General features: G+C 42.1%; 16 protein-coding genes and 1 rRNA gene. 7 read left to right on the top strand and 10 right to left on the bottom strand.

Translation table 11 applies throughout. From position 1 onward, the window contains the following. Positions 1–296, bottom strand: a 16S ribosomal RNA gene (locus CQS04_RS09005); the annotation flags it as partial. Between the two features lie 415 nt (positions 297–711). On the opposite strand from CQS04_RS09005, the gene CQS04_RS09000 reads away from it, so the two are divergent. After that, positions 712–1,422: an MgtC/SapB family protein gene (locus tag CQS04_RS09000; protein ID WP_100353801.1), complete on the top strand. Its 711-nt coding sequence runs from the start codon at positions 712–714 to the stop codon at positions 1,420–1,422. Between the two features lie 11 nt (positions 1,423–1,433). Continuing rightward, positions 1,434–2,429 (top strand): cation diffusion facilitator family transporter, encoded by a 996-nt coding sequence (locus CQS04_RS08995; RefSeq protein WP_100353800.1) that lies wholly within the window; start codon positions 1,434–1,436, stop codon positions 2,427–2,429. A gap of 20 nt (positions 2,430–2,449) precedes the next feature. Here the strand turns inward: CQS04_RS08995 and CQS04_RS08990 are convergent, their stop codons facing one another. The 4 genes from CQS04_RS08990 to pruA all read right to left on the bottom strand — a co-directional run bounded on the left by CQS04_RS08990 (position 2,450) and on the right by pruA (position 7,840). After that, positions 2,450–3,613, bottom strand: a complete 1,164-nt coding sequence (locus CQS04_RS08990) for an iron-containing alcohol dehydrogenase (protein WP_100353799.1) — start codon at positions 3,611–3,613, stop codon at positions 2,450–2,452. A gap of 105 nt (positions 3,614–3,718) precedes the next feature. Next, positions 3,719–4,963 carry a Glu/Leu/Phe/Val family dehydrogenase gene (locus CQS04_RS08985; RefSeq protein WP_100353798.1) on the bottom strand — a complete coding sequence of 415 codons (1,245 nt, stop codon included), beginning with the start codon at positions 4,961–4,963 and terminating at the stop codon, positions 3,719–3,721. A 71-nt stretch (positions 4,964–5,034) separates the two neighbouring features. After that, positions 5,035–6,225, bottom strand: coding sequence for an ornithine--oxo-acid transaminase (locus tag CQS04_RS08980; RefSeq protein ID WP_100353797.1), 1,191 nt, complete (start codon positions 6,223–6,225; stop codon positions 5,035–5,037). A gap of 67 nt (positions 6,226–6,292) precedes the next feature. Next, a complete protein-coding gene (gene pruA / locus CQS04_RS08975) occupies positions 6,293–7,840 on the bottom strand; it encodes an L-glutamate gamma-semialdehyde dehydrogenase (protein WP_425430240.1) in 1,548 nt (515 codons plus the stop codon). A 142-nt stretch (positions 7,841–7,982) separates the two neighbouring features. Between pruA and CQS04_RS08970 the strand changes: the two genes are divergently transcribed. After that, the gene (locus tag CQS04_RS08970; RefSeq protein ID WP_100353795.1) at positions 7,983–9,302 is read left to right on the top strand and encodes an AAA-type ATPase lid domain-containing protein; all 1,320 of its coding nucleotides are present in this window, start codon (positions 7,983–7,985) and stop codon (positions 9,300–9,302) included. 40 nt (positions 9,303–9,342) lie between these two features. Here the strand turns inward: CQS04_RS08970 and yugI are convergent, their stop codons facing one another. The 3 genes from yugI to CQS04_RS08955 form a co-directional block, all read right to left on the bottom strand. Then, positions 9,343–9,714 carry a S1 domain-containing post-transcriptional regulator GSP13 gene (gene yugI / locus CQS04_RS08965; RefSeq protein ID WP_094944412.1) on the bottom strand — a complete coding sequence of 124 codons (372 nt, stop codon included), beginning with the start codon at positions 9,712–9,714 and terminating at the stop codon, positions 9,343–9,345. 89 nt (positions 9,715–9,803) lie between these two features. After that, entirely contained in the window at positions 9,804–11,339 is a 1,536-nt protein-coding gene (locus CQS04_RS08960) for a hypothetical protein (protein ID WP_100353794.1), read from the bottom strand. After that, positions 11,326–11,880, bottom strand: coding sequence for an RNA polymerase sigma factor (locus CQS04_RS08955; RefSeq protein ID WP_100353793.1), 555 nt, complete (start codon positions 11,878–11,880; stop codon positions 11,326–11,328). The genes CQS04_RS08960 and CQS04_RS08955 overlap by 14 nt, the downstream gene beginning before the upstream one ends. A gap of 136 nt (positions 11,881–12,016) precedes the next feature. On the opposite strand from CQS04_RS08955, the gene CQS04_RS08950 reads away from it, so the two are divergent. Next, positions 12,017–13,348: a sodium-dependent transporter gene (locus CQS04_RS08950; RefSeq protein ID WP_100353792.1), complete on the top strand. Its 1,332-nt coding sequence runs from the start codon at positions 12,017–12,019 to the stop codon at positions 13,346–13,348. 85 nt (positions 13,349–13,433) lie between these two features. Further along, positions 13,434–13,646, top strand: coding sequence for a helix-turn-helix domain-containing protein (locus CQS04_RS08945; RefSeq protein WP_100353791.1), 213 nt, complete (start codon positions 13,434–13,436; stop codon positions 13,644–13,646). A 37-nt stretch (positions 13,647–13,683) separates the two neighbouring features. On the opposite strand, the gene CQS04_RS08940 is transcribed toward CQS04_RS08945, so the two are convergent. After that, the gene (locus CQS04_RS08940; RefSeq protein ID WP_100353790.1) at positions 13,684–13,944 is read right to left on the bottom strand and encodes a DUF1871 family protein; all 261 of its coding nucleotides are present in this window, start codon (positions 13,942–13,944) and stop codon (positions 13,684–13,686) included. A gap of 74 nt (positions 13,945–14,018) precedes the next feature. On the opposite strand from CQS04_RS08940, the gene CQS04_RS08935 reads away from it, so the two are divergent. Then, entirely contained in the window at positions 14,019–15,200 is a 1,182-nt protein-coding gene (locus tag CQS04_RS08935) for a MalY/PatB family protein (protein ID WP_100353789.1), read from the top strand. A 19-nt stretch (positions 15,201–15,219) separates the two neighbouring features. Here CQS04_RS08935 and CQS04_RS08930 read toward each other — a convergent pair whose 3' ends face one another. After that, positions 15,220–15,447 carry a hypothetical protein gene (locus CQS04_RS08930; RefSeq protein WP_245858787.1) on the bottom strand — a complete coding sequence of 76 codons (228 nt, stop codon included), beginning with the start codon at positions 15,445–15,447 and terminating at the stop codon, positions 15,220–15,222. 153 nt (positions 15,448–15,600) lie between these two features. On the opposite strand from CQS04_RS08930, the gene CQS04_RS08925 reads away from it, so the two are divergent. Then, positions 15,601–16,806 carry an MFS transporter gene (locus tag CQS04_RS08925; protein ID WP_100353838.1) on the top strand — a complete coding sequence of 402 codons (1,206 nt, stop codon included), beginning with the start codon at positions 15,601–15,603 and terminating at the stop codon, positions 16,804–16,806. The last annotated feature ends 37 nt before the right edge of the window (positions 16,807–16,843 follow it).

Here is a 16,843-nt window from a genome sequence, read left to right as displayed (position 1 = left end):
TACGCATCGTCGCCTTGGTGAGCCGTTACCTCACCAACTAGCTAATGCGCCGCGGGCCCATCCTGTAGTGACAGCCGGAGCCGTCTTTCAACATCGGACCATGAGGTCCGAAGGATTATTCGGTATTAGCCCCGGTTTCCCGGAGTTATCCCAATCTACAGGGCAGGTTGCCCACGTGTTACTCACCCGTCCGCCGCTGAATCAGGAGGAGCAAGCTCCTCTGTCATCCGCTCCACTTGCATGTATTAGGCACGCCGCCAGCGTTCGTCCTGAGCCAGGATCAAACTCTCCATAAAAGAGAGCTTAAAATAAGCTCATTTTGTTGCTGGCATCATAATGATGTCCATTTTTGAACGTCCACTACGACCGTCTATAGGAAGTAGTTTGGTTCTGTTTGCGTCACGCACACCCAACGGGGGGTCGGGGTGGTGACGCTCTATCTTGACGTCTTGCATGTTCAGTTTTCAATGTTCATATTGGTTCGTCGCTCGTTTAGGCGACTCACTTAGTATACCTCGTTGTCCTCTTCAGTGTCAAACACTTTTTTAAAATAATTTATCAACTGTACTGATAATGTTTTAAGGACAAGTAATAATATACCTTGTCCAAAATGAAATAGCAACCCCTATTATAAAAAAATGAAAAGTATTTCTGTTCCTATCTTTTTCGCTTCATATTTATATGAGAGAATATTTAAAAGGAGTCGATGCTATGGAATGGATGACGGATCACTATGAAATTCTAATCAAGTTAACTTTTGCGGCTCTTTTAAGTTTAATCATCGGCTTAGAGAGGGAACTAAAAAAGAAGCCCGTTGGTTTAAAAACTTCTGTTGTCATCGCTACCTTCAGTTGCCTTCTTACATATATCTCTATAGAAGCTGCTTATATTGCTGAAGGAAATGATGAAGTGAACATCACTATGGACCCACTGCGACTAGCAGCACAAATTGTAAGCGGTATAGGCTTTCTAGGAGCAGGAGTTATTCTCCGTAAAGGAAACGATAGTATAAGTGGGTTGACAACAGCGGCTATGATTTGGGGAGCCGGAGGAATAGGAATTGCTGTAGGCGCTGGCTTTTATATAGAAGCTGCTTTCAGCGTGATTATCGTTCTTCTCGGAATTGAGGTGGTCCCCCCTGTTTTAACAAAACTGGGACCAAAACGTTTGAGAATGAGAGATTTATCTATTCATTTATGGTTAGCAGAAGCCCATAACATTGATCAGACCCTTGAATTTATCCAGTCACAGGGCGGAAAAATTCAAGATATGCAAATTAAGGACCATTCTTTGGACCTTATGCCACATCATGAATTGAAACTTCGCATCTCAATGGTTAACAAAGTAAAGCCTAATGAGTTTTATCATCTTCTCAGGGAACAAAGTTATATTACTGCTATGGAAATTGAAGCCATTGATTAGGAGGAATAAATATGAGAGAAGTTTTTGGGTTATTGAAAGGCGGAAATAAACCATCTTTAATGGCTGCAATAGTAAACACATTCATCGCTATGATGAAAGGCGGAGCTTTCTTGCTTACGGGTAACGTCGCCATGTTTGCAGAAATGATGCACTCGATTGGAGATGCTGTAAATCAGTTCTTCGTATTTATCGGTTCAGCATTATCGAAAAAAGCCCCAACCCCTCGATTTCCAAATGGATTCGGGAGGCTAGTTAACCTTGTTGTTCTGACTGCAGCAATCATAGTTGGAATTTTGGCATATGAAACGATTAAAGAAGGGTGGCATCACATTTGGCACCCAAGTGAAAGTGGCGGGTTCGCGATCATCCTGACTGTATTATTAGTAGCTTTCTTATTAGAAGTATTTGTTTTATATAAGGCCGGGAAAGAAGTGTTACACGAAGCTCACGTCACAGGTGGATTTTTAGCCCCTCTTACAAAGAGTTTTACAAACTTGAACAGAGCAAAGCCTGCTACTAAGTTAGTATTTATGGAAGATTTGGTTGCAACCGTCGGGAATCTTATGGCTGCTACTGCTGTTATCATCGCTCATTTTACTGGCTTCTTAGCAGCAGAAGGTATCGTTTCTATCATTATCGGACTTATGTTATTTTATGTAGTATTTAAAGTGTTCTTAGAAAATGCACGTGGCGTTATTGGAGAAACGGATGAACAAATGTTGACTCACATTGCCTATGTCATCTCTGAGAATCCTCATGTAAAGGATATACAGCGCCTAGAAGTTGTTAAAGAAGGCGAATATCTTCATGTTGAAACAGAAATCGAGATTGATCATTCTCTATCATTTGCCAAGGTGGATGATATTCAAGACGAATTGTCTAAACTGATACTAAGTCAGCCAGGCGTCACAGACGTTGTCATTTCATTCGATGAAGATGACGGCATCAAATCTTGGACGCATCATAAAGAACAGCACACAACATTAAAAACTCACGACGCGAACTAACGTCGTGAGTTTTTTCTTTATTATAGTGCAGCTTTTAAGATGCTTCGAACATCTTCTGCATGTAGTTTATTAAAGTTTCCAAACGGTCCGTAAACCAGAGTCTTATCGACCATATCTTCAATACGGTCGTCTCCGATTTCATAGTCGCTCAGTTTTTGAGGAGCTCCGATAGACGTCCAGAATTCCACAAGACGGTCGATTCCTTCATGAGCCACTTCTTCGTCTGACTTCCCTTCTGGGTTGACTCCAAATACTTTTGTAGCCATACGAGCAAAACGAGCTGGATTCACTTTCACATTGTGACGCATCCACTCTGGGAAGATGATTGCCAGTCCTCCTGCGTGTGGAATATCATAGATAGCTGAAACCGCGTGTTCAATGTTATGACTTGCCCAGTCTCCGTTGTACCCCATCTGCAAGAAGTTGTTTAATCCAAGAGTTCCTGCGAACAAGATCGTTTCACGGTGCTCATAGTTTGTCAGGTCTTCCATCAGTTTTGGCGCTGTCTCGATGACTGCTCGAAGAACTCCTTCGATCATTTCATCTTGGACTGGTGTGTTCGTGCCATTGTTGTAATATTGCTCGAACATATGAGACATCATATCAACAATCCCGTAAACCGTTTGATTCGCTGGGACCGTGAAAGTGTGTTCTGGGTCCAAGATGGAGAATTTCGGGAAGCTTAATGGAGATCCCCAACCGTACTTCTCTTCTGTCTCTTCATTTGTAATAACAGAACCTGCGTTCATTTCAGAACCAGTTGCTGCAAGCGTCAACACAGTACCAAGTGGTAGTGCATCTTGTGGTTGCGCTTTGCGAGTAACGAAGTCCCAAGGATCTCCGTCGTATTTTGCGCCTGCTATGATCAGTTTGGAACAGTCGATGACAGACCCTCCACCAACAGCTAGTACTGCATCTACATCGTTCTCTTTACAGATTTCAATTCCTTTTTTTGCTGTAGAAAGACGAGGATTTGGTTCGACTCCAGCTAGTTCGAAAATCTCGAACCCACCTTCAGCTAGCTCTGCCATTACTTTATCGTAAAGACCGCTTTTCTTGATGCTTCCTCCACCGTATACGACAAGAACTTTTTTGCCGAATGGCGCAAGCTCTTTCGATAGTGTGGAAAGTTGACCTTTACCGAATATTAGTTTTACAGGGTTATAGAAGCTAAATGAATTCATACAACCTCTCCTTTCTTTTTCAGTATTAATCCTACATCTTCTGGTCTCACGCGTCTATTATAAGGCATTAAAAAAGCTCCCAACGTTGTGGGAGCTTTGACTTTATTATACCCAACCGCGGAAGCGTGATGCTTCTGCTGTACGACGCACACCAACCATGTATGCAGCTAAGCGCATGTTGATGTTGCGAGTAGACGCCACATTGTAAATGTTTTCAAACGCGTCGACCATTTTCTTGTGGAGCTTTTCACTAACTTCTTCTTCAGTCCAGTAGTACCCTTGGTTGTTCTGTACCCACTCAAAGTAAGATACTGTAACGCCACCAGCAGATGCCAGTACGTCTGGAACAAGCAAAATGCCACGGTCATGAAGAATCTTAGTAGCTTCAGAAGTTGTAGGACCGTTTGCAGCTTCTACAACGATTGTTGCTTTGATGTTATGAGCATTGTCTGAAGTGATTTGGTTTTCAATTGCTGCTGGTACTAAGATATCGCAATCTAGTTCCAACAACTCTTGGTTGGAAATCGTGTTTTCAAACAAAGTAGTGACTGTTCCAAATGAATCACGACGATCTAATAAATAATCAATATCTAAACCGTTTGGATCGTGAAGTGCTCCGTAAGCATCGGAGATTCCGATAACTTTCGCACCTTGGTCACTCAAGAACTTCGCTAAGAAGCTTCCCGCATTACCAAAACCTTGGATAACAACACGCGCACCCGTCATATCAATGCCAACTTTTTTAGCAGCTTCATTGATACAGATAGTCACACCTTGAGCAGTCGCGCGGTCACGGCCTTGAGATCCACCAAGAACTAGTGGTTTCCCTGTAATGAATCCTGGTGAGTTGAATTCATCAATTCGGCTGTACTCATCCATCATCCATGCCATGATTTGAGCATTTGTAAAAACGTCTGGAGCAGGAATATCTTTTGTTGGTCCAACGATCTGACTAACCGCACGTACATATCCACGGCTTAGACGTTCTAGTTCTCCCATAGACATCTCACGTGGGTCACAAGTTACTCCACCTTTACCTCCACCATAAGGAAGGTCGACGATACCACATTTTAATGTCATCCACATAGAAAGGGCTTTCACTTCTTCGTCAGTAACACCCGGGTGGAAGCGCACGCCACCTTTAGTTGGTCCAACTGCATCGTTGTGCTGAGCACGGTATCCAGTAAATACTTTTACAGTATTGTCGTCCATACGGACTGGAATGCGTACTTCTAGCATACGAAGTGGCTCTTTCAATAATTCGTACATTGCTTCATCGTAGCCTAGTTTTTGTAATGCTTCTTGAACAACTGCCTGTGTCGATGTAAACAGGTTTAAATTTTCAGCCATTTTATCAATTCGCCTCTTTAAATAGTAATAGTAGAATCCAGATTCATTGTACCATAGTCAATTGGAATTTGTTATGCAAAAACTTTTTTTATGCGCTCTAATGCCCAGTCTAATTCTTCTTTAGAAATAATCAGTGGTGGCGCGAAACGAATAACGGTATCATGTGTTTCTTTACATAACAAACCTAGCTCTTTTAATTGCTCGCAATAAGGGCGAGCAGCTTCATTAAGTTCAAGTCCGATGAACAATCCACGACCGCGCACTTCTTTAATAGAAGAATGGTTCAGTTTTTGCAGTTCTTCTTTGAAGTAGTTTCCTAGTTCTTCAGAACGTTCTGCAAGCTTCTCATCCACTAAGACTTCTAACGATGCAATAGATACAGCACAAGCAAGTGGGTTTCCACCAAATGTAGAACCGTGTGAACCAGGGTTAAATACACCAAGGACATCACGATCTGCGACTACACATGAAATCGGGAATACTCCTCCACCAAGTGCTTTACCTAAGATGTACATGTCTGGATTTACATCTTCCCATTCGGAAGCAAACATACGACCCGTGCGAGCAAGACCCGCTTGGATTTCATCAGAGATGAACAAGACATTGTGCTCTTCACACAATTCTTTTGCAGCTTTCATGAAGCCAGGTGGTGGAATAACAATCCCCGCTTCCCCTTGAATCGGTTCCATCATGAAGGCAGCCGTGTTTGGTGTGATAGCCGCTTTCAAAGCTTCTAAATCACCATAAGGGATTAACTTGATTCCTGGAAGCATTGGACCGAAGCCACGTTTGTATTCCGGATCAGATGATAAAGATACAGCTGTCATTGTACGACCGTGAAAATTTCCTTCACATGCAATGATTTCAGCTTGATCTTCTGCTACACCTTTAACATCGTATGCCCAACGGCGAGCTGCTTTGAATGCAGTCTCTACTGCTTCTGCACCTGTGTTCATTGGAAGTGCCATTTCTTTGCCTGAAAGCTTCGTGATCAATTCGTACCATGGTCCAAGTTGATCATTATGGAACGCACGTGAAGTCAATGTAACGCGGTCAGCTTGATCCTTAAGGGCTTGAATAATTTTTGGATGACGGTGTCCTTGGTTCACTGCTGAGTAAGCAGACAACATATCCATGAACTTGTTTCCTTCTGGATCCGTTACCCATACACCTTGAGCTTCTGAAATAACGATTGGCAGTGGATGGTAGTTATTTGCACCGTACTTTTCCGTTTGTTCGATAACTGCAGTTGTTTTTGACATTCGAATTCCTCCTTATCTATGTAGAAAGAGGCAGGCGCACCAAATGGCCTGCCTCTTCTATAAGAGATTACAGCATTTCTGAAGTTGTTTTCGCTTGCATGTGAAGCTGGATGTAATCTGGTCCACCAGCTTTTGAGTCTGTACCTGACATGTTGAATCCACCGAATGGTTGGTAACCTACGATAGCACCTGTACAGCCACGGTTGAAGTAAAGGTTTCCAACATGGAACTCTTCACGAGCTTTTTCGATGTTCATACGGTTTGTAGAGATAACAGCACCTGTTAAACCGTATTCTGTGTTGTTTGCGATTTCTAAAGCGTGATCGAAGTCTTTTGCAGATGTAATCGCAAGAACTGGTCCGAAGATTTCTTCTTGCATGATGCGAGCTTGTGGATCTACGTCTTTGAATACAGTTGGTTGGATAAAGAAACCTTGTGAATCGTCACCAGTACCACCAGTTAACAATTCGCCTTCGCCTTTACCGATTTCAATGTATTCCATGATTTTTTTGAAAGCAGAACCGTCGATAACAGGACCCATGAAGTGCTCGTCGTTATCTGGAACGCCTACTGTTAGTTCATCAGTTAATTCTTTAACACGTGCTACTACTTGATCGTAAACATCTTCTACGATTACGGCACGTGAACATGCTGAACATTTCTGACCGCTGAAACCGAATGCTGATTTCACGATAGATGTTGCAGCTAATTCTAGATCTGCTTCTTTATCTACAACAATTGTATCTTTTCCGCCCATCTCAAGGATTGTGCGTTTGATCCAGATTTGGCCTGGAGATAGTTTCGCAGCTTTCTCTACGATTCCTAGACCAACGTCACGTGAACCTGTAAAGCTGATTAGACGAGTGCGTGGGTGTTCAACTAAGTAGTCACCAATTTCAGCACCAGAACCTGGGATGAAGTTGACAACGCCTGCTGGCATTCCCGCTTGCTCAAGTACTTCAACAAATTTGTAAGAAACGATTGGTGTTGTTGAAGCTGGTTTCAATAGAACTGTGTTCCCTGCTACCATTGCTGCTACTGCTGTACCTGCCATGATTGCGAATGGGAAGTTCCAAGGAGAGATAACAACTGCTACTCCTAGTGGAATGTAGTTGAATTGGTTGTATTCACCTGGACGTGATTCAACTGGATAGCCTTCTTTCAACTTCAACATTTGACGACCGTAGTATTCTAGGAAGTCAATTGCTTCTGCTGCTTCTACGTCTGCTTCTACCCAAGTCTTCCCTGCTTCTTTTGCAAGTAGTCCAGAGAACTCGAACTTACGGCGACGCATGATCGCTGCTGCTTTGAAAAGAACGTCTGCACGTGTTTCAGGTTTTACTTTACTCCATGTTTTGAAAGTCTCGTCTGCGATATTCATTGCTTTTTCTGCAATTTCACGGCTTGCTTTCGATACTTTACCTACAACTTCAGTTTTATTAGATGGGTTGTATGAAACAATTTTATCTTCTGTAGTGATACGCTCTCCGCCAACGATTAATGGATACTCTTCACCCATATACCCCTCGACAGTTTGAATACCTTCTTTGATTTTGCGTTTGTTTTCTTCTAGTGAGAAATCTGTGAATGCTTCATGTTTGTATGGAATCATAATGAGAAACATCCTCCCTTAATTAGTATAGTGCAAAAATTATTTGCACTTCGTTTTCATTTACATATATAATAATGCAAAAGATTGTTGCGTTTTTCAAGTGATATATTGTATTTTCCTCAAATTTTTTTAGGAAGTGAACCAAATGGACTCTTTGACCACACAATTAATTCCATTTTATAAATTTGCAATTGATCAAGTGGGTGTCGGCATTCATGCGATTGATAAAAACGGAAAGACTGTACTCTATAACGACCAGATGAGAGAAATCGAGGGATTGACGTCAATTGACGTTGAAGATCGCTCGATTTTAGAAGTGTTTCAGTTCGAAAAAGAAGAGAGCACGCTGCTTCATGTTCTGTCTACAGCCACTCCCATTACGAGAGTAAAGCAAACTTACTGGAACAAAAAAGGACGAGAAATCACGACTATTAATGATACGTATCCGATTTTTGAACAAGGCGAGCTAATTGGAGCTATCGAATTCGCTCGAGACATTACAGCTCTGGAGCGCTTGGTCTATCAGCCACTTCGCCGCTACAACGAACCTATTACCTTAACTTCTATAACTGCTGTTTCTGAATCGATGCGACTTGTCATTTCAAAAGCAAAAAGTGCAGCTCAAGTTCGCATGCCTCTCCTTCTCATCGGGGAAGCTGGCACCGGAAAAGATCTCATAGCTGAGGGGATTCATTACCAACTGACTCCACCGAATGATCAATTCATCAGCCTATTCTGTCACAGTTCAGACCCTTTACTTGTGAATAAGTTTAGAGATGAGTTGAAGAACGTTTCTAATTCCACGATTTTCTGTGAACGTATTGACCTGTTATCTCTTGAGTTACAAAAGGAACTACTACACATCCTGCAGACCTCGACAGGGAAACACAATCTATTCATTGCGAGTGTAGGAACGGATCCTATTGATTTAGTAGCCAGTCGAGCGCTCAGCCGTGACTTGTATTATTATTTTGCGAGCATGACGATTACAGTTCCCCCTCTTCGAGCTCGTAAAGAAGATATTGCACCTTTTGTGTCTGACTATTTGCGTCGCCTTGAAGACAGACATGGCCAAGGGAAAGTAGAAGTGGATAGAAAAGCGATAGACCTACTTACTAGTTATGAATGGCCTGGTAACTTGAAAGAGCTGGAACTTCTGTTAGATGAAATTGCTACGATGTTGCCAATGGAGTCCAAATTGACAGAGGATCTGCTGCCTGTTCATTTCCGTTATAAATTAGCTGTCCAAGATAAGACACAAGTGACTGCTTCAGATTTCTTGTTAACTTCTGAAAAAGAACTGATGCCTCTGGATCAGTATTTACGAGAAGCCGAGTCTTATTATTTGCAGAAAGCTGTTGAAAAATACGATGGCAATATCACGAAAGCAGCGGAAGCGCTCGGCATGAGTAGACAAAACCTTCAATACCGGTTGCGCAAACTTCGCAATTTAAAACAGGACTAATAAAAGAAGCAGTCCCCAAGTTATGTGGGAACTGCTTCTTTTACTTCAATGATTTTTTTATCCAGCCATCTAACTTGCTCTTGAGAGTATCAAACCCTCCCGCATCTTGTTCATCGATGCGTTCTTGTAAGGGCACTCGTCCCTTATCGTCTCGTCGGTGGTAAAAAGGGCGATCTTGTAAGGCACGTAACGACAGACTGATTTTGTTTTCTTTGCGGTCAATTTCAAGCACTTTCACTTTGACAGCCTGTCCCACTTGCAGAAAATCGTGAATGTCACGTACATACCCGTAAGTAATCTCTGAAATGTGAATCAAACCCTGTGTGTCATCCGACAAGCTAACGAAAGCGCCATATGGTTGAATTCCCGTTACTATACCCGTTACAACATCTCCCACTTTGTAATTTTTCATGAGGATTGCTCCATTCTATTTTGAAAGAAATCGCCAATTGGCCACCTTCAGTATAGCATAAAATGAAGACTTATTCATTATTCTGAACATTATTGTGTCGGCATAAGAGGAACTTTCCAACCATCTTTTGTCCAGTACAACTGGAAAGTCAGATAGTCTTGTCCAAACTCTTTAGCACCCTCCTCTGTCAGATTCATTTCAATCTGAGCAAAATCCATATCGTATCTTACGAAAGAAAGACTTTTTGTAAAATCCGATAGCTTTCTCCCCTCATTCATTGGCCATGTTTCATACTCTTCAAAACTAATCGTGAAAAAATTTGGATCGTCTAAAAGCATGTCATATTGTAAATAGCGTTCACCGAGTTCTTCGTAATAGTAATACAAACCGATAATTTCAAATGGCGACGCATCTGCATACTTATCCGGTCCCACTTTCATAGAATTACTTTTAAAAAGTTCATGCACCCGCGAAGAAAAGTCAGCATCTACTACTTGGACCTCTCCAACATAGCTGAGCTGTTCCGAAGTGGCCCCGTCGAGCTTTTCTACGATTCCAGCCAAACGTTCCATTGTCGTTGCTTCCCATGTAGGCGAAGAGGTCCAATTGGAGCTTTCCATTTCTTCAACGATTGGAGCGAAAATCCGATGAGAAATGGACGACTCAGGTTGATTCGCGAACTCTTTCCACTCCTTACGAAATTCTTCTGGGACACCTGATTTTTTAAATAGAGGCTCCGTTTCAAAGGAACCAAATAATGCTCTATAAAGTACGGCTACTACCTGGTATTTATTATCCAACAATTGGATATTAGGGTCGGCATAGCTGGCTTCAAGCTCGGCAAAAAATTCGGATGCTTCTTCAATTGGCAGCCCGTGTACATCATCATACATCACAGTAAACTGCTCAAGACGAATGATGGGATACCATTTAGGATCGACAATTTCTTTTAAAGCGATTTGTTCTTCTTCTGTTAAGAGTGGTTTAATTTCAGAATTTATAACAGAGCCTATAGTGACTTTTTCTTTTAAAGCAAAGTAGTCCCCTATTAGCTTCCCGGATTCGACGACATCTAAAGGAAGCGTCCCATTTGTTTTGTGTACATCTTCTATGAGATCTTCTGGCAGCTTCATCATCCGCTCTATCTCTCCTGTCACTTTGGTGTAAAGAGTGGCCGGATCTGTAATAAGTTCTTCTTTCATAAACGATTCGCGATTGTATTTATAATATTCCTCAGCACTTCTCATTGTTGAAATTGCATTAAATTCCTGTTCGCTGAGTCCACTCTTAGCGAGTTGATCTGCTTTCAGTTGCTCATAATAGATGTCCAGAGACTCTGCGTACTCTTCGTACGATGCGGGTCCAAACTCTGTAACTCCTTCTTCTTTCGTAGAAGCAGTCAGTTCATCTTGAAGATAGGTTGCCGAGATAATGAACATCACAAGTACAGCTGCAGCTGCAATCACAGGAACTCGCCAAGCCACTCTCCTTTTTTTAGGACTAGGCTTCACTCCCTGCTCTTGCTTTAACTTCGCACTGATTTCTTTAGGGTTAGCCTGCATCTCTAGGTGTTCATAGGTTTGTTTCAACTTAGACAAACGACCTTCTAATTCATGCTCCTCCATGTGAACTCACCTCTCCCTTCTCTAGTAGTCCACGTAATAAATCTTTTGATCTGTGAATTCGAATTTTAACCGTGGCTAGTGGCAAAGAAAGGACTTCAGCAATTTGGTTATAGCTACAGTCTTGAAAATAATATAAGACAAGCGGGTAACGATACTTCTCATCTAAGCTCTGAATACACGCATGTAATTCTCTATCTTGTTCATCAACTAGAATTTTGTAATCGGATCCCGTCGAATGAGACATAGACACTCCTTCTTTAGCTTTTTGTTCCTTAGACCGTTCCACTCCTTGTTTCCGGTAATGATCGCGTGTCGCGTTTAAAGTTACTTTATAGAGCCATGTTGTAAATCGTTCTTGATTGAACTGATGTAAAAATCGATAAAGACGTATAAAAACTTCTTGAGATATGTCGGGCACGTCGTGATACTGTGCACCACATTGAAAAGCAAACCGTTCCACTGTTGTTCCGTAGTGAGCGATAAGTTGTTCATAGGCATCTATATCTCCTTGTTGCGCCGCTTCAATCAGATTGGCTGTCACATATTTCCCCCCTTAGCTATGTATGGTACGAATTGAAACTGGTAAAAGTTACAGAAATGTACAGTTCTATTTAATACTTTGTTTTTGTAAAGAATTCATATACAATAAGGCAATTAGTTTTGAAGGTGGTTTTTTTATGAAAAGAGATTCATTTGGTTCAAAAATTGGATTTATATTAGCTGCTGCGGGTTCTGCAATAGGGCTCGGGGCTATTTGGAAGTTTCCTTATATGGCGGGGACAAATGGTGGAGGCGTGTTTGTTTTGTTCTTCATCATCGCTACACTGCTTATCGGGCTCCCTATACTACTAGCGGAGTTCTTGATTGGACGAAGAGGTCAGGCAGACGCTGTGACGAGCTTTAAGAGACTGAGTGAAACAAAGGCGTGGGCATGGATTGGCCGTGCCGGATTTGTATTTTCGTTCGTGATCCTTTCTTTCTACTCGGTAGTAGGTGGCTGGATCATCACCTACTTGTGGATATCGGTGAAACAACTCGTTACAACGTCAATGATTGACTATGAAGCCACTTTTACATCTATGATTTCGAATCCTTGGCAGGCTATTTTCGCCCAAGCTATTTTTATGTTTCTGACGATTTGGATTGTCTCGGGTGGGATCAAAGGTGGAATTGAAAAAGCAAGTAAATGGATGATGCCTGCGCTGTTTATCTTCTTTATCATTCTAGCGGTTCGTTCGTTGACTTTAGATGGCGCTATGGAAGGCGTTCGCTTCCTACTCGTTCCGGACTGGAGTGCTGTAAGCTGGGAGACAGCTTTGATGGCTTTAGGTCAAGCGTTCTTCTCATTAAGTGTGGGGGTCTCTGGAATGATCACTTACGCTTCTTATCTGTCGAAAGAAACGAATTTAGCCCAATCGGCAACTAGCGTTGCAGGGATGAATATTTTCATCTCATTACTTGCGGGTCTAGTGATTTTCCCTGCCGTGTTCGCATTAGGGTACTCGCCAGATGAAGGACCTGGACTTGTATTTATCATCTTGCCGGCTGTCTTTGAACAAGTAGCATTTGGTTCATTCTTTATGCTACTGTTCTTCATCTTATTGTTGTTTGCGACACTCACTTCTTCAATCAGCATGTTGGAAATTACAGTATCTATCGTGATAAAGTCAAAATACGACCGTCGCCGCCGAGCTGCATTCGTAATGGGTCTTGCCATTTTCCTATTTGGCATTCCTAGTGCCTTGTCGTTTGGTGTGCTTTCTGACTGGACAGTGGGTGGACGAACGTTCTTTGACAACGCCGACTTCTTAGTAAATAATTTTGGCTTACCTCTTGGAGCGTTATTCATTTCTATATTTGCAGGGTATGTCTTATCTAAATCGTTGACGCAAGAAGAATTGTCTCTTACACCCACTGTTTTTTCACTGTGGCGTTCATTGGTCCGATATGTAGCGCCAGTGATGATCTTAGTCATCCTGATTCAGAAGATTGTGGAGAGCTTGATGTAAATTGTGCGAGTTTCGTCACGTTTTCTGATTATTGCGCATTCAGAATTGTGGTAACATACCTTATATAGGAAAGGATGTGGCGAAGATGAATGTAGAATTAGCAAATCAGTTAAAACGACTACGTCAAGAACGCAATATGACGTTAGAAGACCTATCCTTGAAAGTCCGTATTGGCGTAGCAAAGTTGGAAGCCTATGAGACAGGTGCTGAAAAGCCTTCGACTCAAACGCTTTTAAAGCTTTCTAACGCTTTAGAAGTTCCTGCATCAAATTTAATGGACGGTTTAACAACCGCATAAAAAATCCCTGTGGAAAACGTTTCCACAGGGATTTTTGTTACAAGCTACATGTGACGGACAATTTAAGCGCAATGAGTTTGTACGCAATTTCCATACAATCTTCTAAAGGAATCCACTGTTCAAATGAATGCTCATAGACGAGTTGCATGTGATGCGCTACATCTGAAGGATGGGTAGCGCCTTGCAAAAACGCTACAACATCAGCCGCTTCTGCTGCATAATGATCCGTTCCTAATGAAAAAGGATCCCACTCCTCAAGAATTCGTATGGCTTGTTTGTTCATTTCAACTTGATGCATGTCTTCACCTTATTTTCTGATAGAGTCTGCTATATAATAGCATAGAACATACAAATTGGAAGGAGAATTGCCCGATGTATGATTTTACAAAAGTACATAATCGTAGAAACACCGATTCCATCAAATGGGATATGTTAAATGAGGTATATGCTGTAAAGCACGGAGAAGAGATTTTACCTATGTGGGTAGCAGATATGGATTTCGCCCTACCTCCGTTTGTAGAAGACGCACTAGTATCTAGAATTCACGATGGCGTCTTTGGTTACTCCTATCCCGGTGATCAAGTTGGACAAGCTATCTGCAACTGGGTGGCGAAACGTCATAACACGACCATTGAAAAAGAATGGTTAGTTTACGAATCGGGTGTCATTCCTTCAATGGCATTGGCACTACAGGCATTTACGAATGTTGGAGACCGTGTTCTTGTACATGGACCCGTTTATCCACCTTTTCGTAACACCCCTTCCAACCTAGGCCGTGAAGTAGTGACCTTCAGTCTTACAGAATCTGATGGTCAGTACTCCATTGATTTAGAAGGATTTGAACAGGCTTTAAAAGAAGACATCTCTGCTTTTATTTTCTGTAATCCACATAATCCAGGTGGTAAAGTATGGTCTCGCGAAGATGTGAAAGCTATGGTGAAACTCTGTCACCAGTATGACGTACTGTTCATTTCAGACGAGATCCATGCTGATTTGGTGTTCGCTCCTCATAAACATGTTACAGCTCTTTCAGTGGCAGAACACACAGATCACATCATCACGTGTATGGCCCCTACTAAGACCTTTAATTTAGCGGGGCTTCAAGCTGCTTACATGATTGTGACTGATGCGAGAAAACGAGAAAAGCTAAAAGAAACAGCTATGCATGCAGCTCATATGGGTGTCACCGTTCTCGGAGCAACGGCTATGCAGGCTGCATATGAACAAGGTACGGAATGGGTCGATGAACTTCTTGAACAAGTGAAAACAAACATGGAGTACGTCGCAGATCGCCTTCAACAAGAAGTACCTGAAATTGTTGTCCCTCAACCGGAAGCGACTTATCTGTTGTGGCTAGATTACCGAGCTCTCGGAGTGTTGGAAAAAGATATGATGCATGCCTTGTTACATGAAGGAAAGTTGGCACTAGAACCAGGAACCAAATACGGCCCAGAGGGTGACGGTTTTTTGCGAATGAATGTGGCGTGTCCAGCAGAAACTGTGCGTGAAGGTGTAGACCGCTTCATAGCAGCAGTGAAGAGCTTACAAAAGTAAAAAAAGAGCAAGAGCAGCCTTAATTGGACTGTTCTTGCTCTTTTTCTGCTTTTAATCGTTCTTCCAACTGTCTCGCTTGTTCAGCCTCGATAGCAGATCGTTTTAATAACCAACGGATAACAAATGCCGCTAGAATGAGTACAGCAACTAGTTGAAGCACGACAGGAATGTATTCTGTTTTATCTTCTGGGAAATAGAGATAGAGAAACAATAAATTCAACACAGAGTCATCTTCTTTCTGTATCATGATGTCGCCCTCATTGTACCACACAGTTTATATCGAAATAAAATAATGAGCACATCCCTTCCTTCGCCTTACGAAATGTTCTATAATAGAAATGATGAGATGCATATGTAGAAAGAAGGGATTTCATTGCACTCAAAGAAAAACTTTAAAATTATGTGGGGGACTAACTTCTTGGTCGCAAGCACGATGACCATGATCATGCCCTTTTTATCACTTTATATCGAAACGTTTGGAGAGTTTTCGGACTCCTATGTACAAAAATGGTCAGGGCTTGTTTTTGGAGCCACTTTTATTACCGCATTTTTGATGTCTCCTATTTGGGGAAGGATTGCTGACCGCTATGGCTACAAACCAATTCTTGTATTGAACGGATTCGGGATCGCACTGTCCGTCCTGTTAATGGGATTCGTGCAATCTGTTGAAGCGTTTTTTATTTTGCGTTTATTTATGGGAGTCGTAACTGGTTTCATTCCAACATCACTTGCTTTTATAAGCAGCCAGACGCCAAAAGAAGTTGCTGGTAAAACATTAGGCACGCTTCAAATGGGGAGTGTAGCCGGTACACTTTTCGGTCCAGTTCTTGGTGGACTAATGGCCGATACGTTCGGTTTCTCTTACACGTTTATCATTGCCGCTGTAGCTGTCACTTTAGCCGCGTTTATTGTCCTGTTCTTCATTCGAGAAGAAAAAATTGTTAGAGAATCGAATGCTCATTCTTTTTCACGAAAAACTGTCATCTCCGGTATCTTACATCACCGTCTGATCTGGAATGTCCTTGTGATTACGGCATTGATTCAAATCGGCTTGTTCAGTGTCCAGCCCCTATTGTCTCTTTATGTCGGAGAATTGACTCATGCAGCGAACATTGCTTTCTTAGCGGGTCTAGCTTTTAGTGCTGCTGGCGTCGGTAACCTATTGTTCACTCGTGCGTGGGGGAAATTTGGAGATACGTATGGTTATGAAAAAATCTTGATGATTTTGTTGGTGCTTAGCGTTCTCTTTATTGTTCCTCAAGCATTTGTCAGCTCCTTATGGCAGCTCGTGATTCTTAGGTTCTTGTTTGGTATAGCAGCTGGGGGACTTGTGCCGATCACTACTGCGATCATTCGCCGCGAGGCTCCTGTAGAAGTACAAGGCGAGTTGATGGGCTATAACACGAGCGCTCGCTTTTTAGGAAACATTATTGGTCCTATGTTCGGTGGATTTTTGGCGGGATGGGTCGGTATTTCTACTGTATTTGTAGTTACCGGAGCTTTGTTTGTTGTTGCGGTCATTGTTTTGACCTATGTTCAAAGAGCTCCTCAACAAGATTTTGAGGAAGTGTTACTTGAAGAAGAACTGCATATGAAAGCCACATAAGTCTAGAGTCGGATGAAAATCCGGCTCTTTTTTTCAT

It is taken from the genome of Chryseomicrobium excrementi (assembly GCF_002798305.1).
In the GTDB taxonomy this organism is placed as follows: Bacteria; Bacillota; Bacilli; order Bacillales_A; family Planococcaceae; genus Chryseomicrobium; species Chryseomicrobium excrementi.
The sequence above is the reverse complement of the archived record's forward strand: the minus strand, read 5'-3'. Positions and strand labels throughout refer to the sequence as shown.

Excerpts from the sequence above, each read along its gene's own strand:
- CQS04_RS08990 (WP_100353799.1), bottom strand. The coding sequence starts at position 3,613 with ATGAATTCATTTAGCTTCTATAACCCTGTAAAACTAATATTCGGTAAA.
- CQS04_RS08980 (WP_100353797.1), bottom strand. The coding sequence starts at position 6,225 with ATGTCAAAAACAACTGCAGTTATCGAACAAACGGAAAAGTACGGTGCA.
- CQS04_RS08945 (WP_100353791.1), top strand. The coding sequence starts at position 13,434 with ATGAATGTAGAATTAGCAAATCAGTTAAAACGACTACGTCAAGAACGC.
- yugI (WP_094944412.1), bottom strand. The coding sequence starts at position 9,714 with ATGAAAAATTACAAAGTGGGAGATGTTGTAACGGGTATAGTAACGGGA.
- CQS04_RS08985 (WP_100353798.1), bottom strand. The coding sequence starts at position 4,963 with ATGGCTGAAAATTTAAACCTGTTTACATCGACACAGGCAGTTGTTCAA.
- CQS04_RS08970 (WP_100353795.1), top strand. The coding sequence starts at position 7,983 with ATGGACTCTTTGACCACACAATTAATTCCATTTTATAAATTTGCAATT.
- CQS04_RS08925 (WP_100353838.1), top strand. The coding sequence starts at position 15,601 with ATGTGGGGGACTAACTTCTTGGTCGCAAGCACGATGACCATGATCATG.
- CQS04_RS09000 (WP_100353801.1), top strand. The coding sequence starts at position 712 with ATGGAATGGATGACGGATCACTATGAAATTCTAATCAAGTTAACTTTT.
- CQS04_RS08940 (WP_100353790.1), bottom strand. The coding sequence starts at position 13,944 with ATGCATCAAGTTGAAATGAACAAACAAGCCATACGAATTCTTGAGGAG.
- CQS04_RS08935 (WP_100353789.1), top strand. The coding sequence starts at position 14,019 with ATGTATGATTTTACAAAAGTACATAATCGTAGAAACACCGATTCCATC.
- CQS04_RS08960 (WP_100353794.1), bottom strand. The coding sequence starts at position 11,339 with ATGGAGGAGCATGAATTAGAAGGTCGTTTGTCTAAGTTGAAACAAACC.
- CQS04_RS08995 (WP_100353800.1), top strand. The coding sequence starts at position 1,434 with ATGAGAGAAGTTTTTGGGTTATTGAAAGGCGGAAATAAACCATCTTTA.
- CQS04_RS08930 (WP_245858787.1), bottom strand. The coding sequence starts at position 15,447 with ATGATACAGAAAGAAGATGACTCTGTGTTGAATTTATTGTTTCTCTAT.
- CQS04_RS08950 (WP_100353792.1), top strand. The coding sequence starts at position 12,017 with ATGAAAAGAGATTCATTTGGTTCAAAAATTGGATTTATATTAGCTGCT.